The organism is Kordiimonas sp. (assembly GCF_048260245.1).
Lineage (GTDB): Bacteria > Pseudomonadota > Alphaproteobacteria > Sphingomonadales > Kordiimonadaceae > Kordiimonas.
Genome location: NZ_JBLXGZ010000030.1, coordinates 26,076 through 47,732 on the forward strand (window position 1 = coordinate 26,076; position 21,657 = coordinate 47,732).

The 21,657-nt window shown below is 55.1% G+C and carries 20 protein-coding genes; 9 read left to right on the forward strand and 11 right to left on the reverse strand.

Features of this window, described 5'->3' with window-relative positions; genetic code table 11:
• Positions 1–44 precede the first annotated feature (44 nt).
• The 5 genes from ACN0VM_RS13910 to lgt form a co-directional block, all read right to left on the reverse strand.
• A complete protein-coding gene (locus ACN0VM_RS13910) occupies positions 45–683 on the reverse strand; it encodes a 50S ribosomal protein L25/general stress protein Ctc (protein WP_417451495.1) in 639 nt (212 codons plus the stop codon).
• A 282-nt stretch (positions 684–965) separates the two neighbouring features.
• On the reverse strand, positions 966–1,898 hold the full coding sequence (locus ACN0VM_RS13915) for a ribose-phosphate pyrophosphokinase (RefSeq protein WP_417451515.1): 933 nt from the start codon (positions 1,896–1,898) through the stop codon (positions 966–968).
• Between the two features lie 141 nt (positions 1,899–2,039).
• Positions 2,040–2,816 (reverse strand): peptidoglycan editing factor PgeF, encoded by a 777-nt coding sequence (gene pgeF / locus ACN0VM_RS13920; protein WP_417451496.1) that lies wholly within the window; start codon positions 2,814–2,816, stop codon positions 2,040–2,042.
• A gap of 155 nt (positions 2,817–2,971) precedes the next feature.
• Positions 2,972–4,036 carry a class I SAM-dependent methyltransferase gene (locus tag ACN0VM_RS13925; RefSeq protein WP_417451497.1) on the reverse strand — a complete coding sequence of 355 codons (1,065 nt, stop codon included), beginning with the start codon at positions 4,034–4,036 and terminating at the stop codon, positions 2,972–2,974.
• Between the two features lie 4 nt (positions 4,037–4,040).
• Positions 4,041–4,865 carry a prolipoprotein diacylglyceryl transferase gene (lgt, locus tag ACN0VM_RS13930; RefSeq protein ID WP_417451498.1) on the reverse strand — a complete coding sequence of 275 codons (825 nt, stop codon included), beginning with the start codon at positions 4,863–4,865 and terminating at the stop codon, positions 4,041–4,043.
• Positions 4,866–5,030: 165 nt separating this feature from the next.
• Between lgt and ACN0VM_RS13935 the strand changes: the two genes are divergently transcribed.
• From ACN0VM_RS13935 to ACN0VM_RS13955, 5 genes are all read left to right on the forward strand, one after another.
• The gene (locus ACN0VM_RS13935; RefSeq protein WP_417451499.1) at positions 5,031–5,282 is read left to right on the forward strand and encodes an accessory factor UbiK family protein; all 252 of its coding nucleotides are present in this window, start codon (positions 5,031–5,033) and stop codon (positions 5,280–5,282) included.
• A 307-nt stretch (positions 5,283–5,589) separates the two neighbouring features.
• Positions 5,590–6,105, forward strand: coding sequence for a YbjN domain-containing protein (locus tag ACN0VM_RS13940; RefSeq protein ID WP_417451500.1), 516 nt, complete (start codon positions 5,590–5,592; stop codon positions 6,103–6,105).
• Between the two features lie 105 nt (positions 6,106–6,210).
• The gene (gene proC / locus ACN0VM_RS13945) at positions 6,211–7,044 is read left to right on the forward strand and encodes a pyrroline-5-carboxylate reductase (RefSeq protein ID WP_417451501.1); all 834 of its coding nucleotides are present in this window, start codon (positions 6,211–6,213) and stop codon (positions 7,042–7,044) included.
• A gap of 191 nt (positions 7,045–7,235) precedes the next feature.
• Positions 7,236–8,204: a thioredoxin-disulfide reductase gene (gene trxB, locus ACN0VM_RS13950; protein ID WP_417451502.1), complete on the forward strand. Its 969-nt coding sequence runs from the start codon at positions 7,236–7,238 to the stop codon at positions 8,202–8,204.
• Between the two features lie 202 nt (positions 8,205–8,406).
• On the forward strand, positions 8,407–10,275 hold the full coding sequence (locus ACN0VM_RS13955; protein ID WP_417451503.1) for a methyl-accepting chemotaxis protein: 1,869 nt from the start codon (positions 8,407–8,409) through the stop codon (positions 10,273–10,275).
• Positions 10,276–10,288: 13 nt separating this feature from the next.
• Here ACN0VM_RS13955 and ACN0VM_RS13960 read toward each other — a convergent pair whose 3' ends face one another.
• A complete protein-coding gene (locus ACN0VM_RS13960) occupies positions 10,289–10,588 on the reverse strand; it encodes a hypothetical protein (RefSeq protein WP_417451504.1) in 300 nt (99 codons plus the stop codon).
• A 113-nt stretch (positions 10,589–10,701) separates the two neighbouring features.
• Between ACN0VM_RS13960 and ACN0VM_RS13965 the strand changes: the two genes are divergently transcribed.
• The gene (locus ACN0VM_RS13965; RefSeq protein ID WP_417451505.1) at positions 10,702–11,595 is read left to right on the forward strand and encodes a LysR family transcriptional regulator; all 894 of its coding nucleotides are present in this window, start codon (positions 10,702–10,704) and stop codon (positions 11,593–11,595) included.
• A 2-nt stretch (positions 11,596–11,597) separates the two neighbouring features.
• Here ACN0VM_RS13965 and ACN0VM_RS13970 read toward each other — a convergent pair whose 3' ends face one another.
• On the reverse strand, positions 11,598–13,301 hold the full coding sequence (locus ACN0VM_RS13970; protein ID WP_417451506.1) for a peptidylprolyl isomerase: 1,704 nt from the start codon (positions 13,299–13,301) through the stop codon (positions 11,598–11,600).
• Positions 13,302–13,829: 528 nt separating this feature from the next.
• Here ACN0VM_RS13970 and ACN0VM_RS13975 point away from each other — a divergent pair.
• Entirely contained in the window at positions 13,830–15,854 is a 2,025-nt protein-coding gene (locus ACN0VM_RS13975) for an ATP-binding protein (protein WP_417451507.1), read from the forward strand.
• 172 nt (positions 15,855–16,026) lie between these two features.
• Here the strand turns inward: ACN0VM_RS13975 and ACN0VM_RS13980 are convergent, their stop codons facing one another.
• From ACN0VM_RS13980 to ACN0VM_RS13995, 4 genes are all read right to left on the reverse strand, one after another.
• The gene (locus ACN0VM_RS13980) at positions 16,027–16,893 is read right to left on the reverse strand and encodes an SMP-30/gluconolactonase/LRE family protein (protein ID WP_417451508.1); all 867 of its coding nucleotides are present in this window, start codon (positions 16,891–16,893) and stop codon (positions 16,027–16,029) included.
• Positions 16,894–16,994: 101 nt separating this feature from the next.
• A complete protein-coding gene (locus ACN0VM_RS13985; protein ID WP_417451509.1) occupies positions 16,995–17,924 on the reverse strand; it encodes an aldo/keto reductase in 930 nt (309 codons plus the stop codon).
• Between the two features lie 385 nt (positions 17,925–18,309).
• The gene (locus ACN0VM_RS13990) at positions 18,310–18,735 is read right to left on the reverse strand and encodes an organic hydroperoxide resistance protein (RefSeq protein ID WP_417451510.1); all 426 of its coding nucleotides are present in this window, start codon (positions 18,733–18,735) and stop codon (positions 18,310–18,312) included.
• Positions 18,736–18,981: 246 nt separating this feature from the next.
• The gene (locus ACN0VM_RS13995; protein ID WP_417451511.1) at positions 18,982–19,452 is read right to left on the reverse strand and encodes a MarR family winged helix-turn-helix transcriptional regulator; all 471 of its coding nucleotides are present in this window, start codon (positions 19,450–19,452) and stop codon (positions 18,982–18,984) included.
• A 230-nt stretch (positions 19,453–19,682) separates the two neighbouring features.
• Between ACN0VM_RS13995 and ACN0VM_RS14000 the strand changes: the two genes are divergently transcribed.
• Together ACN0VM_RS14000 and tcmP are read left to right on the forward strand one after the other, a co-directional pair.
• Positions 19,683–20,438 carry a DUF5131 family protein gene (locus ACN0VM_RS14000; RefSeq protein ID WP_417451512.1) on the forward strand — a complete coding sequence of 252 codons (756 nt, stop codon included), beginning with the start codon at positions 19,683–19,685 and terminating at the stop codon, positions 20,436–20,438.
• The gene (gene tcmP / locus ACN0VM_RS14005; protein ID WP_417451513.1) at positions 20,435–21,346 is read left to right on the forward strand and encodes a three-Cys-motif partner protein TcmP; all 912 of its coding nucleotides are present in this window, start codon (positions 20,435–20,437) and stop codon (positions 21,344–21,346) included. Before ACN0VM_RS14000 ends, tcmP begins: the two co-directional genes overlap by 4 nt.
• The last annotated feature ends 311 nt before the right edge of the window (positions 21,347–21,657 follow it).

Consider the following 21,657-nt stretch of genomic DNA (forward strand, 5'->3'; position numbering starts at 1 on the left):
CTCCGGCAGGTGGAAGGGGACCGTTTAAACGCTCCCCGTTCCCGTTACTCTTCGCGTGCGGCTTCTTCGCCTTCGCCTTCAGCCTCGTCCTCAGCTGCATTTTCAGCAGACTTCAGGCCAGAAGGAGCTACGATAGCGCAGATAACGAAATCACGATCAGTAATCGTAGGCGTGCAGCCTTTCGGCAGTTTGACGTTGCTGATTTTCACGGAGTCGTTGATGTCGAGCTCGGAAATATCCGCCTCAATATATTCCGGGATTGCGTCAGCAGGAACATGCAGTTCGATTTCGTGACGGGTGTGGTTGATCACACCGCCGCGACGCAGGCCTGGGCACTTCTCTTCGCCGACAACTTTAACCGGCACTTCCATCACAACCTCTGTGCCTTTGCCCAGACGAAGGAAGTCGATGTGCATAGGCAGGTCGGTTACAGGGTGCAGTTGCAGGTCACGTGGCAGAACGGTGGTCTTTTTCTTGCCAACCTGAACTTCAAACGTGTGTGACATAAAGCCACCACGGTTGAGCAAGCGGATGATTTCGTTCTGCGCAATCTGGATTGATTCCGGGTCTTTATTGTCGCCGTAGATTACAGCAGGCACTTTACCTGCACGACGCGCGGCGCGGGAGGCTCCCTTACCAATCCGTTCGCGCGGCTCAGCAACGATAGTAACAGCTTTTGCCATTCTATTTCTCCAAACTATGAACTCTGGGCCAGACCATCTGGCCAAGAGACCGCCACTTCCTCCAGGGATGCAAGGGCGGGGTTCCCGATGCAGGCGATCCCACAACGGTCGGGCGCGATTTACCGCGAAATGGCGTTGAATGCAAGGCACAAACGCTGTGATATGCTCTCTCGGCTCGTAAAGTGGGGGATTTGTTGGTTTCTTGAGCCGTCGCGGCGTAAATTGTGAAAAAAAAGCCCCGGCCAGATGGTCGGGGCTTTTAAAACTGTTTTGTGAGTGCGGTTAGTCGAACAGGCTTGAAACGCTGGTCTCGTGCGCGATGCGGTTCATGGCTTCCGCGAGCAAAGGGGCCACGGTTACAACGCGTATTTTGGGGTTCGAAGAACATGTTTCGGTGGGGCGAATGCTGTCGGTTATGACAAGCTCGTCCATCACGCTGTTCTCAATGCGCTCATAGGCGGGGCCAGACAAGACACCGTGCGCCACATAGGCCGATACCGAGCTGGCGCCAGAGGCATGCAGCGCCTTGGCGGCATTGCAAAGCGTGCCTGCGCTGTCGACGATGTCGTCCACCAGCACACAGTGATAATCCTTCACGTCACCTACAATGTGCATCACCTCGGACATGCCAGCACGTTCGCGGCGTTTGTCGATGATGGCGATTGGTGCGTCAAGGCGTTTAGCGTAAGCTCGCGCCCTTACCACGCCGCCAACATCAGGCGATACGATCATGGTTTTTTTGCCTGCGTATTTTTCTTTGAGGTCGCGAACGAGCACTGGCATCGCATAGAGGTTATCTGTTGGAATATCGAAGAAACCCTGAATCTGGCCAGCGTGCAGGTCCATCGTCAGCACGCGGTCAGCGCCCGCCGTGGTGATGAGGTTAGCGACCAGCTTTGCTGAAATCGGGGTGCGCGGGCCGGGTTTCCGGTCCTGCCGCGCATAGCCGAAGTAAGGGATCACCGCCGTGATGCGGCGCGCCGATGCCCGCTTCAGTGCGTCGATGCACACCAGAAGCTCCATCATATGGTCGTTGGCCGGAAAGTTGGTCGGTTGGATCAGGAAAACGTCTTCACCGCGAACGTTTTCATGAATTTCAACAAAGACTTCCTGATCGGAAAAACGTTTAACCGCCGCCTTGGCAAGCGGCATGTTGAGATAGGCGGCAATAGCTTCCGCCAGTTCCGGGTTTGCGTTCCCGGTCAGGATCTTCATGCCCATAAAGGCCTCCGTGCAATGAAGATGTTGCGTGTGCGGTTCGTTTAACAGCGTGGGGCGGGACTGTAAAGGCGCGAGGAGCTACCTATGCGCTTTTGAGTGATGATTGGCGTAAAATAACACATCACAAACCTAAAATTACAAAACTGTGCCTCCCTGCGGCAGCATGATTGCCGACAGTTGACGACCGTAATCCGGCTCGCGCCGGTGAGTCGTGCGCCGGTAAGAGAAGTGGCTCTCGCTGGTGTAGGTGTCAGTGTTTGTGTCCCTGATCGAACCGACCTTCACTGCCTTAAGTCCAGCCCGCACAAAGCCGGGCAGGTCAAACTGGAAATGCCCGCTGTCTTTGCCATCAACAAAAAAGGCATCAAACTCTTGATTTTTTTTAAGAAACCGCTCCCGGAAGTCAGTTCCGACCTCATAGCTTGCCTGCGCAATGGTCGGGCCGATGGCGGCTGTTATGTCATTGCGGCGCGCGCCAAGGGCTTCCATGGCGGCGACAGTGCTTGCCAACACGCCGCCGATTGCCCCTTGCCAGCCGGCATGGGCAGCACCCACTACACCGGCTTTATGGTCTTCAAACAGCACAGGACAGCAGTCGGCGGTCAGGATGCCAAGGATCAGGCCCGGTGTTTTTGTAACCATGGCATCTGCCTTGGGTCGGTTTTCCCGCCAATCGCCAGTGGCAACAGCAACCTCCCGGCCATGGATTTGATAGCAACTTAGCACAGGCGTTTCCGTGTCCCCGGAAATGAGCTTTGCGGCAATTCGGCGGTTTTCGCTTACGTTGGCAGGCAGGTCATCTGAGCCGGGCCCACAGTTCAGCCCAAGATAGATGCCGTCAGACACACCGCCCTTCCGGCTAAAAAAGGCGTGGGGGTAGTGCAAGTCTGAAACCTTGATATGCGCTCTCATGAGGAACCTTTACTGTTGCATCAACAAGGCTAGTTTGCATCATAGGAAGGTGGTGTCTATGACAAAGCGCGGTATCGTGATTTCCCCCAAGGCTTACGCTGGTTGCTGTGCGGGGTTGTTGTGTACAGTCGGGCCATGCTCAAACGGGTCGCAGTTTAAAGGCCAGGGGGGGATGGCAGGTTGGGAGACTGAATAGCCAATACTTTGAACAGTTCACCCATTTCATCTGGCGCGGTGAGGCGTTTCAACTCGCCAAGGATGCGTTCTTGACCGTTCGCCTCAACAGAGGTCGCCAACTGTTGTGCGCGGGCCCCGATGCCAAGCCTCATCAGAAACTGGCCTTGTTGGGTAATGCGGGAACAAACACCGCCTTTGCTTTCGGCGGCCAGGGCAATCTGGTCGAATGCGACATGGGCCGTGAGGTCGGCGAGGCCGGGCTCGCTGAGCGGGTCGACATAGGCGTGGGCTTTGAGCGCCTGAAAGCTGTCGCCGGGCGCTGAAATTGCGTAACCATAGTCTATGACAAGCGCTGTCCCGGTATGGTGGGTGAAGCGCGCGGCTATATCCCCGGCGACCGAGAGACCAGCGGGGCATACTTCGGCAATGCTGCCGTCTGCCGCAGCGCGCACACGCGCGGGCAACAGGGCAAGTTTGGCACTCGCGGGGACAAGCACTGGCTTAAGCGTTTCACCCTCCGCTGCGACCGCGCGCTCAAGCCATTTTCCGTTTCGCTTTTCAAACTGATGGATCGGTAGCGCGTCAAAAAACTCGTTGGCGACGATGATGCTGGGTCCGTCGGGCACATCTGCGAGACGGTCAAACCATTTGGCGTGGGGGACTTTTTCCGCCTGCACGGCGCGAAGCTGGTCGCTTGCTTCGACAAACGCGACCTTGACCGCGTTACCAAAGCCGGGCGCGGCATTTGCCGCGCGCAGCATATCGGCCATCAGGGTACCGCGCCCGGGGCCCAGCTCAATCAGGTAAAAGCTGGCGGGTTTGCCCATCGCGGCCCAGCGGACAGCGCACCAAAGGCCCAGCATTTCGCCGAACATCTGGCTGACCTCTGGCGCGGTGATAAAGTCACCGTCCGCGCCAAATACCTTGGCGGTCTGGTAATAACCATATTTGGGGTGCATCAGGCATTCCGCCATATAGTCGGCGATGTTCATTGGCCCCTGATGCGCGATGCGCTTGAGCAGGATGTCTTTTAGTGTGGTCATAGGTTCAGTCTTTGGCCCGTGCGCGGCGTATACCCACTGATATCAGCCATGCGGCAAACAGGAACAGGGGAACGCTTAACATCTGGCCGCGTGAAATGCCTGCTGTGAGGCCAAGGTGCGCGTCCGGTTCGCGGACAAATTCAACCAAAATGCGCGCAAGTCCGTAGCCGAGGAAGAAAACCCCGGCGATGACACCGGGTGCGCGTTTGGCCAGCGGTGTTTTGTGGTAAAGTAATTGCAGAATCAGGAACAGCACCAGTCCCTCACCGAATGCCTCATATAGCTGGCTGGGGTGGCGCGGTAAACCCAGTGGGTCGGCAGGGAAAACCATTGCCCACGGCACGTCGGTCGGGCGACCCCAAAGTTCACCATTGATGAAATTGGCAATCCGCCCAGTCAGCAAGCCAATGGGGGAAACAATGGCGACGAGGTCAGCCACGCGCATCAGGTCTAGCTTGTGCTTGCGGCAAAACAGAATGATCGCAAGCACCACGCCCAGCGCACCACCATGGAAGGACATGCCGCCATCCCAAAGCCGGAAAATGGCGAGCGGCTCTTCAATATAGGCTGGCAGGTTATAAAACAGGACATAGCCCAGGCGTCCACCTGCGATCACACCAATGATGGCCCAGGTAAGCAGGTCGTCCATATGGGCGGGCGACATGGGCGCGTCCGGTCGAGCGGCGCGGCGACGAATATACCACCAGCCAAACAATAGCCCGGCAATATAGGCGAGGCTATACCAACGAATGGCAAGTGGCCCTATCTCAACGAGGATAGGGTCGATTTCGGGGTAGGCGATTACCGCGAGTGCGCCGAGAGAGGCCATGGAATATTCCTGATTCTGTTATATGCCATCATGCTTGGCGCGCTTGGCCGCGCAAGTCAACAGGCAGGCGCCTTTATGTGGGCCTACACAGTATGCGGCAACTCGCCCATTGCAATCAGGCCTGTTTTCGCCCATATGAAAGTCACCAAACCAAAGGAACGGCAGATGCAGACCAGCAACAAATTCTTTGACGACATGGCGAAACTGGCGACCGGGGCCGTCGGCGCAGCACACAGTGTTAAGGGCGAAATGGAAGAACATTTTCGCGCTTGGCTTGACCGTCAGTTGGCGGGCCTTGACCTTGTCACCCGCGAAGAATTTGAGACCGTGCGCGACATGGCGGAAAAGGCGCGGGCTGAAAACGAGGACCTGCGCGCCGAACTTGAACTGCTTAAAGGCAAGGCCGTCAAAAAATAGTTCCGTTTACGCAACAATGTTGCGAACTATTATTTGCATGAAGAGTGGAAACTAACGGTCTGTCTTGCGGGCATTATTCGCCATATTAGAACGTCGCTTCATACGGCTATAGACAAGAAATATCCCCAAAACTTGAATTCGCCCTTGCCACAGAGTCCTGTGTTTGGCACGCTACATTTTGTGTTAAGTCAGATTAAGGGAGCCAGATCTCGTGATTCTGGTACTAAGACGACCACAGCGCTAACCGGCGAAACCTGAGATCGCCGGTTCAAATGAGTTCGGCGGTCTCATCTCAAGGGGAAACGAGATGACGACGACATTAAACACCGGGCATTCTGAAGTTCTGAGCCAAAATCCGGTTGACCTCGCCGAAGAGCTGGCCGGCGCCAATGAATGGAGCGTCGAACGCCACGGTGAGGACGAGTTGACGATGTTCATCTCGGGCCAATATACGGATCTGCAATTCCGGGTCTTCTGGCGCGAGGACTTCAAAACACTACAATTTGCCTGCCTGTTTGACTTGCGTGTCCCTGAAGGGCGCCGCACGGATATCTATCACACCATAGGACTGATCAACGAGCGTATGTGGATTGGTCATTTTGAATATTGGGCCGAAGAGGACGCGCTGCTATACCGTCATGCCAGCCTTGCGAATGACCCACTTCTGGGGGCGATTGGCGAAGATCACATGAGCACGATGGTTGATACCGCCGTGGGGGAGTGTGAGCGTTTCTATCCGGTATTCCAATTTGTAATGTGGGGTGGGCAGTCGCCTGAGGAGGCCATCGAAGCCGCTATGCTTGAATGTGCTGGTTCGGCCTGATCTCAGCGACCACCTCTGGTGCCCCTTGGCGGTGATAGCCTTATGACTTAGAATGCGGGGAGAGGGAGTCCTTCCCGTTTTCGTATATGTTGCAGGAGGCCGGCGGTGCAGGGATTCAGTGCAGAAAGACCATTGTTGCTTATGGGGTGTGGCCGTATGGGCCACGCGCTGGCTATGGGGTGGCTCAGGGCCGGGCTAGCGCCTGAGCATTTGTATGTGGTGGACCCAGGTGCACAGCCTGGCTGTGTGCCGACTGTTGCCGATGGGCACTTTGTAACAAATGCAGCCAAGTTGCCGCCTGGTCTCAAGGCGCGGGTTATTCTGATTGCGGTCAAACCACAAGTCATGGGCGGCATACTGCCCCTTCTGTCTTCCTTTGCAGACAATAAAACCATGGTGATCTCTGTGGCCGCAGGTGTGCCGATCAGGGTGCTGGAGGAAGGCATGGGCGTGGATGCCACCTATGTGCGGGCGATGCCTAACACCCCAGCCGCGATTGGTGCCGGGATCACCGGCTTGACGGCGGCGGATGACATTGCGGAGGCAGACAAGGCACTGGCACGTGAACTTCTCCATGCCGTTGGCGAGACTGTCTGGATAGCACATGAAGCCGACATGAATGCCGTCACGGCTGTGTCGGGCAGTGGTCCAGCCTATGTGTTTCATCTGGCTGAATGTATGGCGTATGCCGGGGCGGAGTTGGGGCTTGATGCCGAGGTCTCAATGCAACTCGCCAGACAGACGATTATTGGCGCGGCGCGGCTGATGGACGAAGAAACTGATGTTAGCGTGGCAGAACTTCGCCGCAGGGTGACAAGCCCGGGCGGCACCACAGAAGCTGCGCTCAAGGTGCTGCGTAATCCCGATAGGGGACTGGTAGACCTTATGGTCAGGGCCATGACCGCTGCCCGGGACCGAAGCGAGGAACTGGGCGGTTAGGTTTAAATCCGGTTATGGCTGAATGGTGTGGGTTTGTTATTGGCTTTCCCGATCAATTCGATCGAAACATTCCATTGATAAATGGACTTCCTGTGCTTGGCAAAAGCCGGCGCAGCTTTTATGTAATGGCCAAGAGTTGATTGAACCTGCGCTGGGCGATGCTGCCCGCCAGTATGTTTAGGGGACCAGAAATGGCTGAAACAAAACACACCAACCTTCTTATTATCGGTTCGGGCCCGGCGGGCTATACCGCTGCAATTTATGCCGCTCGCGCCAGCCTTTCGCCTATGATTGTGACCGGCATGCAAGCTGGCGGACAACTGACCATCACGACGGATGTTGAAAACTATCCCGGATTTGCAGAAGCCGTTCAGGGCCCGGAGTTGATGGAAGCCATGCGCCAGCAGGCTGAAAATGTCGGCACAGAGATTGTTTACGACCTGATTACCGACGTTGACCTGAAGGCGACACCAAAGCGTGCAGTTGGTGACAGCGGTACTATATACACCGCCGATGCCATCGTCATCTCAACGGGTGCACAGGCCAAATGGCTTGGCCTTGAGAGTGAGCATAAATTCAATGGATATGGTGTGTCGGCTTGTGCGACATGTGACGGCTTTTTCTACCGTGGTAAAGATGTGGTTGTGGTCGGCGGCGGCAATACTGCTGTGGAGGAAGCGCTTTACCTGGCCAACATCTGCTCCAAAGTGACCGTGATCCATCGCCGCAATGAATTCCGTGCGGAGCGTATCCTTCAGGAACGTCTGTTTGAAACTAAAAACGTCGAAGTGAAATGGGATACAGTTCTTGACGAGGTTGTCGGGACGGAAGACCCACTTGGTGTTACCGGTGTGAAGCTGAAAAATGTTAAAACAGGTGAAATTGAAGACCTTGCCGTTCACGGTGTCTTTATCGCGATCGGTCACACGCCGTCGACAGAATTGTTCAAAGGCCAGTTGCCGATGGATGAAGAGGGTTACCTGATCAAAAAACCGGACAGCACCCAGACCGATATCCCGGGCGTCTATGCTGCAGGTGATGTGACCGACAAGGTTTACCGTCAGGCCGTAACGGCTGCGGGCATGGGCTGTATGGCAGCACTTGAGGCGGAAAAATATATTGCGGAGCTTCACCACAGTGCCGCGAAGGCTGCCGAGTAAACAACATACAATTATTGCGTTCAAGACACTATCAAGGCGACTACGGTCGCCTTTTTTATGTCTGTCGGAAAGTCATTAAAATTTGAGATAAATATTAATGCCATTTTATGAACTTTTGTTCTAACGTGCGCTCACGAACGGGGGTCGAACCAGGCTAAGTGTATGAAGCGGTTGTAAAATTATCGCTATAGGAGAAAAGCCAGTGTTCGACACAATTAAAAAAATCAATCGCGGTGCCGGTTCCGGCGCTGACGCTTCCATCAAGGCGCTTTCTCAATCACAGGCGATGATTGAGTTTAAGCCCGATGGCACCATCCTCACAGCCAATGACCTGTTTCTCGACCTGATGGGGTACACCCGCAGTGAGATTATTGGCAAACACCACAATATGTTTGTGGGGGACGCGGAAAAAAACAGCCCCGAGTACGCTACGTTCTGGGAGAGCCTTCGCAAAGGTGTTTTCCAGTCACGGGTATTTCGCCGGTTTGGTAAAGGCGGCAACCGGCATTGGCTGCAGGCTATCTACGTGCCGGTCACCGATTCGGCAGGCCATGTCAGCAAGGTGATCAAGTTTGCCACCGACATGACATCGACCGAACTCAAAAATATTGATGGGGAAAATAAGCTTAAGGCGCTTGACCGGGCGCAGGCGATCATCGAATTTGAGCTGGACGGTACCATCATCACGGCTAATGACAACTTCCTGAAAGCTGTTGGTTATAGCCTCGAGGAGATCGCGGGTAAACACCACCGCATTTTTGTCGAGCCCCAGGAGGCCAATGCAGCAGCCTACAAACAGTTCTGGGCTGACCTCAAGAAGGGTGAGTTCAAAAGCGGTGAATACCACCGGAGGAAAAAGGACGGTGATGATCTGTGGTTGCAGGCGACTTATAACCCGGTTCTCGACCGCGATGGCACGCCCCGAAAGGTTGTCAAGTTTGCGTCGGATATCACCGCGGACAAGCTTCGTGACGCCGACTTTGTTGGCAAACTGGCTGCACTGGACAAAGCGCAGGCGATCATCGAATTTGACCTTGAAGGCAATATCCTGACCGCCAACAAAAACTTCCTTGGCGCCGTTGGTTACTCGCTTGACGAGCTTGTCGGCAAACACCACCAGGTTTTTGTTTCCGCAGAGGAGAAGGCAAGTGAGGCATACCAGCTGTTCTGGAAAGCGCTGCGTGAAGGCAAGTTCCAGAGCGGCGAGTATAAACGCATTGGCAAAAAAGGCGATACTGTCTGGTTGCAGGCAACCTACAATCCGATCATTGGCCCCAATGGCAAGCCTTTCAAGGTTGTTAAATTCGCTGCCAATATAACCGATACTGTGACGTCCCGTCTGGAGGCTGAGCGCATCGCGTCCATCGTAGATGAAAAGTTGGAAAATATCGTTCAGTCCATCAGCGCGGCCAACCTCAAGTCGGGTTCGGCAGCGAGTGCCTCCACCCAGACGGAGGCTATGGTTCAGACCGTTGCTGCGGCTGCTGAGGAACTGGACGCTTCTTTCCAGGAGATTGCCAGCAGCGTCAGTATGGCACGAACTGCAGTGGAAAAAACCGCTGAGGAAACAAACGCCGCAGACACATCAACCAAGGCGCTGAGCGAGGCGGCAGAAGCCATGAACCAGATCGTCACGCTGATTGATGACATCGCCGCGCAGATCAACCTTCTTGCCCTCAACGCGACGATTGAGTCCGCGCGCGCAGGGGAAGCTGGGCGCGGCTTCGCTGTGGTGGCCAGTGAAGTGAAAAACCTTGCTGGTCAGGTGGCGGCGGCAACCAATCAGATATCAAGCGAGATTACGCGTATGCAGGATGTCTCCGGAGATGTGATAACCCGCCTGACATCGATCAATGGTGCGGTCAATAACGTACAGGGTAGCGTGGCCGGTATTGCCGGAGCGATTGAGGAGCAAAGTGCCGTAACCCGCGAGATATCAGCCAATATGAACACGGCTGCTGGCGCTGTTGCCGATATCAACAACAACCTGAAAGACTTGTCGGATAATATCAGTATTGCCGACGACCACGCTCGGGAAGGTATAAACCTCTATCGTAGCCAAGTTCACTAGAGTTCCCGAAAAATCAGGCCAGGGCGGATAAAATCGCTGCCTTGGCAGCCTGTCCCGGCGGGGTCAGGCTAATGGTGTTTCTGCCGTCGCCTGCATTGACGAGTGTAATCAGCCCCGCGCCGCTCGCTGTCAACATGGAGATGTGCTGATAGGCTTGCGGTTCGGTCATGCCCACGGCACGCCCCACCTCGCCGACCGTCGGTTCACCAAGGTCGATCATGACCAGAAAGCATATAATAGCTTCTGCCGTCAGCCCCGGGTGATGGCTCTTGAAATAAGCCGACGCCTGCTCAAGGATTGACTTGTTGCTCACCGCTTGCTCCCGCTTCTTTAATCTGGGCTTGCTCCCTATGGTGCATCATATAGTATGCAAATCAAAGGCTTGCAGCAATATTTACGATGAGCCCTGCAGGCGGGAGGGACAGCATGGACTGGGACCGGTTACGGATATTTCACACAGTGGCGGAAAGCGGCAGCTTCACCAACGCCGGTGCACGCCTGAACTGCAGTCAGTCTGCCGTTAGCCGGCAGATCAGGGCCTTGGAAGAAAGCCTGAATGTCTCGCTTTTTACCCGCCACGCCCGTGGTCTTGTCCTCACCCAGGAAGGGCAGGAGCTTTTTAATACCGCTCGTGAGGTTGTGCTCAGGATCGAGGAAACCGAACGCAGCCTGATGGAAAGCCGCGAACGGCCGTCCGGCCTTTTGCGGGTTACTACCATGGTGACCTTCGGCGCCGTTTGGCTGACTCCGCATCTTGAACAATTCATGACGGAATACCCGGACATCAATATCAAACTGATTCTGGACGATGCGGACCTTGACCTGTCGGCTGGTGAAGCCGATGCCGCCATCCGGCTGCACGAGCCCGAGCAGGCCGACCTTATCCAGCGTCCGCTGGCGACGTTCCACAGCCATATTTACGCCAGCCCAGAGTATCTGGACCGGCGCGGCACACCAATCACGACCGATGACCTCGATAGCCACGACCTGATTACCTTTGGTCTGACCAACGTCCCCACGATTCGCGGCCTTAACTGGTTGCTGACTGTCGGTGACCCGCGCAAACCGCGTATCCCGCGCCTGCAGATTGATAACCTTTATGGCGTACTGCATGCCGTGGAAGCTGGTATGGGCATCGCCGTCTTGCCGGATTATCTGGTGCATGACCGCAAAAAGCTTGTGCGCGTGCTGCCCAAGGTCGAAGGCACGCCGTTTAATGCCTATTATTGTTATGCACCTGAACTCAGGGGCTCGCTGCGTGTGGCCCTGTTCCGCGACTTCATGGTCCGTCAGATCAGGGCCGAGAGCAATATCCTCTGAGATTACCTGCAAGCGGCGGTAGGGGCTTCTGTCGTCCAGGCCTTTTCAATCAGATCGGCTTCTTCAAGTGCAGATGCCACTTCCAGCCCGCCCGTCACATGACCAAAAACAGTATACCGGTTATTGAGATGAATATTGTTTGCGGTATTGATAAAGAACTGCGTGCTGCCGGTGTCTTTGCCCGCCGTCGCCAGTCCGACCGTGCCGATCCGGTGGTCGCTGTCGAACCATTCCTCGCGGATACTACCCCAGTCATCGGTTGAGGTGTCGGCCACAAGCCCACCCTGCGCAACGAAGTTAGGAATGACCCGGAGCCAGATCATGCCGTCCATTTTACCTGCATCTGCTAGTTCCATGAAACTGTGCGCGGTAAAGCGCGCTTGCTCTGAAGGTGCGATGCATATCGTTCCCTTTGTTGTCTGAAGCACGAGTTCGCGGCTGAGGGAAGCCTGCGCCTTATCAAAGGCGGGCGTTGCGCGCGGGGGTGTTTGAGCTTCAATCGATGGATCAAGCGCAATCGCGGCATCGCGTCCGTGCGCTGTGCCCCCATTCTCCTCAGCGAAGGCCCGCAGCACCGATTTGCCCTCATCCGAGCGAGAAAGTACGCCCATTGCTTTGAAAACGCGGTAATATTCGTCTGAGGCGAGCCAACCTTGCGCAAAGCGAACCGCTTCACTGTTAGCATGAAACACAAGGCTTTCAAGCGCTGTGGCGGCAAGCCAGGAATTAGGGTCAGCCACCAGTTCCTTGAGTTTTTTGACCACCACTGGCCTGCCTTTATCACGGCCTCCAAGAGCTGCCAGCGCAACCTGGCGGCGGTGCGCGTCGCCCTGGCTTGTTGCTTTCACAAGATATTTCAAGGTGGCCTCATCGGAGAACTGCCCCATGGCACGCACGGCTTCAATCGCGACGGCTTTCACCTTGCCCTCCGCAAGCTCGATCATCTTTGGCGCGGCCGAATCGCCAAACTGTCGCAACACCCGCACAAGCAACATGCGGACGGGGTCATTGTCTGCCCTTTCGATGGCATGCTCCACCTTGTCCTGTGATAGCACGCTGGCAAGGTCGCTAAAGCGGGTGAGCAGGTATGCAGCCATCTCTGCCGTCCCCATCTCTCCGGTCAGTGCGAGCAGGTTGTCGAAATCCAGTCCGGCAACTGCGCTCGGGGGCAGGCGGTCATATACAACAGACTGCAGCAGACCAAACAGCGGCAACGTGCGGGCGTTATCGGGATAGCCGACGTTAAAGGGTCTGCCAGGCTTTATGGCGTTCACCTGTGCAATGAGAAACGCCCGCGCGGTGTCCCCGCCGGAGAACCCAAGTGCAGGCAGTAGATAGTCAGGCCCCTGTTTTGCAGGCAGTGGCGCCGTGTAGGTCATCAGTGCATCGCTCAGGCTTTTGTCGTGGCAAAGCATGGCGCCTTCACGTGCTGCCGCGCGGGCTTTGTCTTCGCCGGTCAGGTAGGGGATGAGTTTTTGGCAGGCTAAGCCGCCAATTTGCCCCAGCATCAGTAGCGCCTGATAATTTCCTGCGTTCAGCGCTTCGTCAAAAACAGGATTCTGGCCGTCGCGGGCGTTCGTTGCCATGTGCAATCTCGCCTCAAGGGCGTTAATTTTATTAACCTTGGCATTTTTTTTCGGCGTATATGACAACGATGGACATGAGAAAGTTAACAGCGCAATCGCCGCAGCATACTTGAGTTTCATGGTAAGCTCCCCCGCTAATTATTTGTAGACTATAGCCTTTTTGGTTTGGCTCGCGGTAACATATTTTTGCCACAACGAGCCATTCGTTAATCAAACATGTGTCAGCTATGTGACATGCGTTTTTCGCATAGCTGCCACGACACAAAAAAGGGTTTTCTACAAACCGGGCGAGGCCTATATACCGATCAACGCCAACGAGCGGGGCCTTGATCACTCCCCCCCGATCTCCCCCCAGGCCAGCGCTCGGCGGCGAAGAGTAAAGAGTTTGACGGTTTTCCGTCATAAAGGTCGGTCCCGGGGTTCCTCCCCCCTCCCCCCACTTCCCCCCCGGGGCCGGCCCTTTTACTTTTCTCTCTTGAGAAGAGACACCACGAACCTCCCTATGGTAAAAACTTTTTATTCAGGCTCAGGCAAATTGCCGGAGCCTTTTTTTATCTGCTTTCATGGGAAAAGCTTGAGCATCATTTACGCTGGTGCCTCACTAGCGTACGCGATAAGTTTTCAGCACGAGGCAACGAGGGGAAAAACGTGCCAAGAATTTGGCTTATGCTCTTACTGGTATTTGGCTTGGGTGTGCTGACTGTCATCTCGCCATTCACGTTCTTTATTTCCGGGCAGAACAATGTTCAACGTCTCGACCATGGGTGGGTGGCGTTTGACGGAGAGCTCGTAGCGCCCGCCTCCGTCGTCGCCCGCCTTGACAATGGGCGCGAGGTGGCTTCTCTGCCTGACTTCATGCGCGGTCAGGCAGGAGGAGACGGGGCGTTCGGCGCCACGACATACGTGCGTGCCGTAAGTGGCTGGGATGAAAACGGGGCCATGATTGCAGGCAAGATACGCAGCGTTTACCGGTATTACGCGGTATATCCTGATGGTACCGACGGTTATGGTGTCGAACTGCTTGGTGGTAATGGGGACCCCGCCTTGCCTGATCCGGAGGCGCATGCCATGGCCCCGCCAGGCCTCATGCGGGTGCACACCCCCGTAGAGCGCTTCTGGTTGGTGATACATGTTGCAAACACCTCCCATTTCCAGGGAGGGTTGCTGACAGCACCTGGCGTTCAGGACCTGTCCCAAGCGACAGATGCCCAAAGCAGTCGTTTGGCCTCAGTCATGCTATATGCCGGGCTTTTTATCGCAATGGGGCTCTATACCGTTTTGCTGGCCCTTTGGCACGCCGGAGAGAGCTATTATTACAGTGGCGGTTTTGTACTTGTCGTTATCGCGATAAGGCTCATCCTTCTGCAGGACTACGAATGGCTTTTCCTGCCAGATCTATCCTATGCGATATCGCTGCGACTTGAATACCTCACGTTTTTTGTCATCGTCACCATGTTTTACGCGCTGGCCTACGGCCTTTTTCCTCGAGAAGCAAGCAAACGCAGTGTGGGCGCGCTGGCCGGGGTAAGTGGGCTTTTTGCACTTGTCGCTTTATTTGCGCCGCTTGACTGGATGATCGCGTCCCGCAACGCTTACATCGTCGTCGGGGGTATCGCGGGTATTATGGTCCTGATGGTTTTCCTGCGTGCACGATCTCGTGGCCGGCCGGGTGCGGGTATCGCCGTGGCTGGCTGGTCTATAATTGTTGCTGCGATGGTTGCCGATGCTGTTGTTACCGCAGCGGGAGTTCTGGAGGGCCTTGAGAGCGTACCTGTTGCTGCTGTTTCCTTCGCGTTGATATTGATGTGGCTTTTCACCATGCGTTATCGCGAAGAACAGAAGGAGCGGCTGGCGCTTTCGGCACATTTGGAAGCAGCAAACGCGGAACTTGAAGCCCGCGCGACACAGTTGGATATTGCGCAGGCTCGGGCCGAAGAAGCATTGCAGATAAAGTCCAGTTTTCTTGCCAATATAAGCCATGAGGTACGAACACCGTTGAATGCGATCATCGGCTTTTCAGATTTGCTTATTTCCCAGTCTCATAGCCCGCTTGATGGCCAGAAGGTGCGCGACTACCTTCAGCTTATCCGGCGAAATGGACAAGAGCTTCTCATTCTGATGTCGGACATCTTAAGCGTTTCAGACCTTGACGCGGGTCGGTTCGAGGTGGCGCATGAGACATTCTCCCCGGAGGACGTTGTCAGCATGAGCGTGAACCTGCTCGCACCTGCGGCGCACGAAAAGCAGCTGTTTCTTGATGTCCAGGCGGATAGCGCTGTTATGGAAGGCGATATCCGTATCCTGCGGCAGGCCGTGATAAAGGTGCTGGCAAATGCGGTGAAATATGCCCCTGAGAATGGGGTTGTGACCGTTCGTGGCACGGCTGATGAAAATGTGTATTTTGTCCGGATAACGGACACCGGCGCTGGTATGTCAAAAGCGCATGTCGAAGCGATTATGTCCGTTTTTGGCCGCCGGGGCGACGCTTATACTGCTGACGACCATTCCGTTGGTATGAGCGTAGGGCTGCCGCTGGTCAGCAAGTTGTTGCTTCGGGTCGGCGGCAGGCTTCAGGTTGAATCAATTCCCAGCGTAGGAACAACCGTCACTATCGTGTATCCACGTCAGGCGGCTCAGTCGACCACGGGCACAGCGTCGGGGGCTTCCGAATAGCGGAACGCGCTTTTTTCGCCCCACTTGCCGTCGGTCTTGAACTTTGACCAGCCCTGCATTTCACCGTCTTTTATCCTGTAGGCTGATTGTGTCTCGCTAGGCCCTTATGATGGCACCGAGGATAAAAATACGCATGATACGCTCCGTTCAGATGTGTGGGGGCATTAGGGTTTTACTGGAAGGTCAGGCGGTAGGCCGATACCTTGTGGGCCCCTTCCTTCGGGATGCGCGGGACAATCAGCAATCCCGTGCGGTAATCATACTGGAAATCGACAGCGTTGAATGTCTGTGCAGATATGGGGGTGGCTGTTCCATTTGCATCCAGCCGCCAAATGCGGTCGTCATGCACCATGGAAAAAATGAATGCCTCTCCATCCCAGGCAACACCATCGATATCCCTTATGGCATCTTGCCGGGTGACGGGCCCGTCAGCAAGGGCTTGGCCGGTGATGCGGTCCCATATCCATATCTGCCAGCCACCGGTTAGCAGCATATCGCGTGCGACATATAGGCCATTGACGAGATTGAGGGCCGGGGCATTGTTGATCAACGGTTTTAAAACGCCGCTCTCCAGCCAGTAAACCGTGTTTTGGCAACTAGCTGATACATAAACAGTGCCGTCCGTAGCGACAGCAACATCATTCAGGCATGGCCTGGCGTCTGGGGCTTCGTACCGACGGATGATCCTGCCAGTGGTGACATCGGCCTCCACCAGTTGGTTGAAGTCCGCGAAATAAAGGGTGTCGCCATAAAGCGCCATGCCGGTGGGGGCGTTCAGGCCTTCCATCCATTTTTCCTCGATCATGCGGCCTGACATGGAAAGCCGGCTTATGTATCCTTGACCGTTTAACCCGTAGCCCACGACGTTCGAGACATAGATCACGCCGCGCGCCTCATCTATCGCAACGGACTCTGGCTCAAACAAACCTTCTTTCACGGTCCAAAGGTGGCGAATAACGGCTTGCTCGGCGCTTAGCCCGGCGCGAGGCGCGAGGAATAAGGCGACGCATAGCGTCGCGAAGCAGATATAGCGAAACATAATCTTCCCAAAACTGGATTCCCGTGCACCAGCATAGGCGGTCGCTCCCGAATTGAAAAGCCGCCTTCTCAGTTGTGGCATGAGCGGGCAGGGTCACGCGATCAGGGTAATCGCCTGCCAAGGCTGGCCTCAACAACGCGGTACCAGTCTGACCGGGTGATCTTGACACGGATCGCGGATGCGGCTTCCTTGATGCGGGCTGGCGTCTGGGTTCCCACGATGGGAATAACACGGGCAGGGTGCATCATGGTGAACGCGAGGGCTGCCGCTGCGCGGGTCACGCTGTTCTGCGCTGCAATGGCGTCCAGCACGCCGGCAACAGCATAGAGCCGTGTGGCAAGGTCTTTATCGTCGGTCTTGCCGTTGATCAGCGCGCCACCGGCGAGCGGTGACCACGCCAGTGCCAGCGCACCGGTTTCCTGGCACTGGTCAAAGGTGCCGTCCAACATGGGGCCAAGCTCCAGCGCGGAGAATTCCGGCTGGTGCGACGCCAGCGGAACGTCAAGGTTGGCCTGTAGCGCGCGAAACTGGCTCGGGCTATAGTTCGAGACACCTGCTTCACGGATCTTGCCTTGGGCGCGCAGGGTGCTGAGGGCATCGGCCACTTCTTCAAACGGCGCCAGCATGTCGGGGCGATGAATCTGGTAGAGATCAATGGTGTCGGTGCGCAGCCGCTTGAGCGATGCTTCACAGGCGCGCATCAGGTAGGTTTTGGTGGAATTATAAGGCACACCGGGCTCAATCCCGCCCTTGCTGGCCAGAACCATATCGTACCTGAGCGCTGGCTGCGCCTTGAACACGTCGCCAAGCAGGGCTTCAGAACTGCCGAAACCCGCCGGATTGTCTATGCCGTAGATATCGGCGGTATCAATGAGATTCATGCCGCAGGCAATGGCGGTCTCTATCTTGTTTTGCGCCGCCGCCACGTCGCTTCCGGCGAAACGCCAGCATCCGTAAGCGATAGGCCCGATCGAAAGGCCGGATTGGCCCAGGTTATGTTTCGGGCGGGCTTGCATCAAGGGTTCTGGCATTTTATTCCGGTCTCGTAATTAAATAATTAACATTATATTTCAAAGCGTTAGGCATCATCTTCCACCCCCTTATGGGGCCGTTGCGGCGGTGCGGCGCTTTGGCTGCGAGTATCATCGTATTTGACAGCGCTGTCAAACATGGCGATGCTGAGAGGTGGAATTGCGGCTCAGAATGTGCGGCGGGTGTGGGCTTTCAGCAGCAGTGCCAAGCAGGAATATCGCCGTTGTCCGGTGCGTGCACAGCTGCGCAGGAGGTGTGCAGGAAAACGCCATTTGTGTGCAGGATATGTGAACGGTCTGTGCAGAATCCGGGCAGTATTTGTGCAGCGCTTGGGCAGGCATCTGCCGCAGGCTCAGGGGGCCGCAGCAGATGCCTGATAATACCCTAAACGATGTTCAGCGTCACCTCAATATTGCCGCGTGTCGCGTTCGAGTAGGGGCAAACCTGGTGCGCGGCGGCGACAAGTTTTTCGGCCACCTCGCGGTCGAGACCGGGCAGCGAGATATTGTGTTCAACCTCAATGCCAAACCCTGATGGGATCGGTCCAATGCCAACGCTGGAAGTGATGGAAACATCGTCCGGCACCTTGATTCCGGTTTTGCCGCCCACCGCTTTCATCGCGCCGATGAAGCAGGCGGCGTAACCGGCGGCAAAAAGCTGCTCGGGATTGCTGCCGTCACCACCCGCGCCGCCAAGGCCCTTGGGCGTGGAGAGTTTAACATCAAGTGCACCGTCGTCTGATGACGCCTTGCCTTCGCGGCCACCAGTGGCGGTGGCATGGGCTGTGTACAGTGTTTTCTCAAGTTTCATGCATGGTCTCCTTTGGTTGTCGTCTCAGGGTGTTTCATTAAAATCGTCTACTATTAAATAGTGTACGATTTATTTCGTTCAAGAGGTATACAGCACCGCACCTCATTATGAACCTCATTTGGCAGTTCACCCACTGTGCGACTTTATGGTGCCTGACCTATGTGGCAGGGGTATGGCGAGCGAATGTCAGGCCCCGGCCAGGCCCGGGGTGGTATAGCCGCCGATGAGCCGGGCGCCGGAGCCAGCTCAGGCCGTGTGGCGCATCAACTGCGCCCGCAGGCTTTTGAGCTGGTCCCTGAGCGCGATCAGTTCATCGGGCGTGCAGCCGGTGGCACGGAAGGCTTCAAGGGGGGCGATGCCCGCGTCTTGTTCAAGCGCCTTGCCCTTGTCGGTGAGGCTGACAATCACTTGCCGTTCATCCTCCGGTGCGCGCCTGCGCGACAACAGGCCCATGCCTTCCATGCGTTTGAGCAGCGGCGTGAGGGTGGCGCTGTCAAGGAACAGCTTGTCGCCAATGTCGCTGACGGTTTGCCCGTCATCCTGCCACATCACCATCATCACCAGATACTGCGGGTACGTCAGGCCAAGTGTGCTGAGCGCGGGGCGATACACCTTCTTGAGCGCATTGCTGGCGGAATAGAGCGCAAAACAAAGCTGGTCTTCAAGCTTCAAAGACAATGTCTCTGGTTGCTGGGGCTGACCGGGCTGCTTCGCCATCTGTTTTGCCTCTCTCTGGTGCCGGGCATCACGCCAAGCGGTAGTGAGTTTATATAATCGTGCACGATGTAATTGCAAGCGATGACGCGAAAGCTTGTGCCAGTAATGTCGCTCCCGCGCGGGGGCGGGTAATTTTTCCCATTACACTTACTTGAGTTTGCTGAGCCTTCATGATTTTTATCATGGCGTATCATGATGATATGTACTATATTTGTTCTCATGGAGGTTGCATGGCTGACAAAACTAGCATCGAATGGACCAACGCGACTTGGAACCCTGTAACAGGTTGTACCAAGATCAGTCCGGGTTGTGACCATTGCTATGCAGAACGTTTTTCGGAACGTTTCCGTGGGGTGAAAGGGCACCCTTTCGAATACGGCTTCGATTTGATGTTGCGCCCTGATCGGGTTAAGCAGCCGTTGCAATGGAAGCGCCCAAGAATGATCTTTGTCAATTCCATGAGTGACCTTTTTCACAAAGATGTTCCTGCAGGGTTCGTCAATAGTGTTTTCGACACAATGGAAAAAGCGCATTGGCATACTTTTCAGATTTTAACTAAGCGTAGCTCTTTGATGCAGAAGTTCATTAATTCCAGATACGTTGATAAGCCCGTGCCGTCCCATATCTGGCTTGGTGTTTCTGTTGAGGACGGGAAACGAAAGTCACGGGTTGCACATCTCAGAAACACCAACGCTTTGGTAAGGTTTTTATCGGTAGAGCCGCTTGTCGGGCCTGTCGGGAAACTTGATCTGACTGATATACACTGGGTTATTGTAGGTGGTGAAAGTGGTCCGGGCTATCGGCCAATGCGTGTAGATTGGGCGCGAGAGGTAAGGGATGAATGCATCCGGGCAGGTGTTGCCTTCTTTTTTAAGCAGTGGGGGGGGTACAGGCCCAAGACGGGTGGACGCGAATTGGATGGCAGAATTTGGGATGAATTTCCTGAACCTATAGAGCCTGATATAGGTGGGGTACTTGCCGGTTGACTAGTTATGTAACAGACGGCAGCGTTGGTCCGTGGGCTAAGCTAAAGTTAGACTGTTTGCATGATTATCTGCAGGCATACACCACAATAATGAAGAATCAGACACGATGGTGTTCCGGATATGTATATGTTGATGCTTTCGCCGGAGGAGGTAAGGCGCCACTCAGATCATATTCAAATGATGATGAAAGTATTTCTCTCCTCGACGAAGTTGCTGAGTTTGTTCAGCAGGAAGAAACTGAGGCCACTCAATATGTAATCGGCTCACCTCGAGTAGCACTGGATGTCGATTTCCCTTTCACAGAGTATGTGTTTATTGAAAAAAACTCGAACCGCATTGAAGAGTTGCTGAAATTAAAGCAACAATATGGAAATACTCGAAATATTACTATTTTGCAGGGGGATGCCAATAGGCTGATTAAATCTCATTTTTTTGAGAACGGTCATTATAATTGGGAAACGCATAGAGCGGTGGCTTTTTTGGACCCCTTTGGCATGCAGGTTCCATGGCAGACGTTGCAGTTGTTGGGCAGGACTTCTGCGATAGAGTTGATTTTAAATTTACCAGTTGGGATGGCGATTCAAAGGCTATTACCAAATTCGGGAGAGTTTTCTTCAAAACATAAGTTGATGCTAAATGAATATTTTGGGTCTAGCGCTTGGGAAAAAATTGTCTATGAGCAGCAGCCCAGCCTTTTTGGAACCCAGACTGTGAAGAAGCGTGACTCTGGCGAACAACTGGCGAGATGGTATCAAAAAAGGTTGGGGGCTGAATATGGATATTGCCCTAAACCCCGTTTAATCAAAAATACTCGGGGAGCTCATTTATATTATCTGCTTTGGGCGGGGCCTAAAAAGGTTGCTGCGCGTATCGCTGAGCACGTTCTGAGACAAGGAGAGATCATCTGACATCTCCGATAGGCCAGTGCTCACCACAACCGTCGCTTCCGCGCAGGCGAGAGCCTAGGCGGGCTTCCCTCATGCTGGATGTGATCACGGCTTGCTTCCCGCCCAAGCGGGAATGACAGGCGTTCGCGCGGCTGACTGGGGCAGGCTGCGGCTAAAACATTGCCGTCAGCATATGCCACAAAAGCGCGGCGTTTTGGCGGGTGGTTTTGCGGGGGTCGGTCGGGCGGCCTGCGATCCAGGTGCCGTGAACCTTGATGTCAGCCAGCGCGGCGCTGGCGACGCTCAGCGGGCTGGCGGGCATCTGCACGAGG

Bases quoted from the DNA above. Each gene is read 5' to 3' on its own strand.
- ACN0VM_RS13910 (WP_417451495.1), bottom strand. From the start codon at position 683: ATGGCAAAAGCTGTTACTATCGTTGCTGAGCCGCGCGAACGGATTGGT.
- ACN0VM_RS13915 (WP_417451515.1), bottom strand. From the start codon at position 1,898: ATGAAGATCCTGACCGGGAACGCAAACCCGGAACTGGCGGAAGCTATT.
- pgeF (WP_417451496.1), bottom strand. From the start codon at position 2,816: ATGAGAGCGCATATCAAGGTTTCAGACTTGCACTACCCCCACGCCTTT.
- ACN0VM_RS13925 (WP_417451497.1), bottom strand. From the start codon at position 4,036: ATGACCACACTAAAAGACATCCTGCTCAAGCGCATCGCGCATCAGGGG.
- lgt (WP_417451498.1), bottom strand. From the start codon at position 4,865: ATGGCCTCTCTCGGCGCACTCGCGGTAATCGCCTACCCCGAAATCGAC.
- ACN0VM_RS13935 (WP_417451499.1), top strand. From the start codon at position 5,031: ATGCAGACCAGCAACAAATTCTTTGACGACATGGCGAAACTGGCGACC.
- ACN0VM_RS13940 (WP_417451500.1), top strand. From the start codon at position 5,590: ATGACGACGACATTAAACACCGGGCATTCTGAAGTTCTGAGCCAAAAT.
- trxB (WP_417451502.1), top strand. From the start codon at position 7,236: ATGGCTGAAACAAAACACACCAACCTTCTTATTATCGGTTCGGGCCCG.
- ACN0VM_RS13965 (WP_417451505.1), top strand. From the start codon at position 10,702: ATGGACTGGGACCGGTTACGGATATTTCACACAGTGGCGGAAAGCGGC.
- ACN0VM_RS13970 (WP_417451506.1), bottom strand. From the start codon at position 13,301: ATGAAACTCAAGTATGCTGCGGCGATTGCGCTGTTAACTTTCTCATGT.
- ACN0VM_RS13980 (WP_417451508.1), bottom strand. From the start codon at position 16,893: ATGTTTCGCTATATCTGCTTCGCGACGCTATGCGTCGCCTTATTCCTC.
- ACN0VM_RS13985 (WP_417451509.1), bottom strand. From the start codon at position 17,924: ATGCCAGAACCCTTGATGCAAGCCCGCCCGAAACATAACCTGGGCCAA.
- ACN0VM_RS13990 (WP_417451510.1), bottom strand. From the start codon at position 18,735: ATGAAACTTGAGAAAACACTGTACACAGCCCATGCCACCGCCACTGGT.
- ACN0VM_RS13995 (WP_417451511.1), bottom strand. From the start codon at position 19,452: ATGGCGAAGCAGCCCGGTCAGCCCCAGCAACCAGAGACATTGTCTTTG.
- ACN0VM_RS14000 (WP_417451512.1), top strand. From the start codon at position 19,683: ATGGCTGACAAAACTAGCATCGAATGGACCAACGCGACTTGGAACCCT.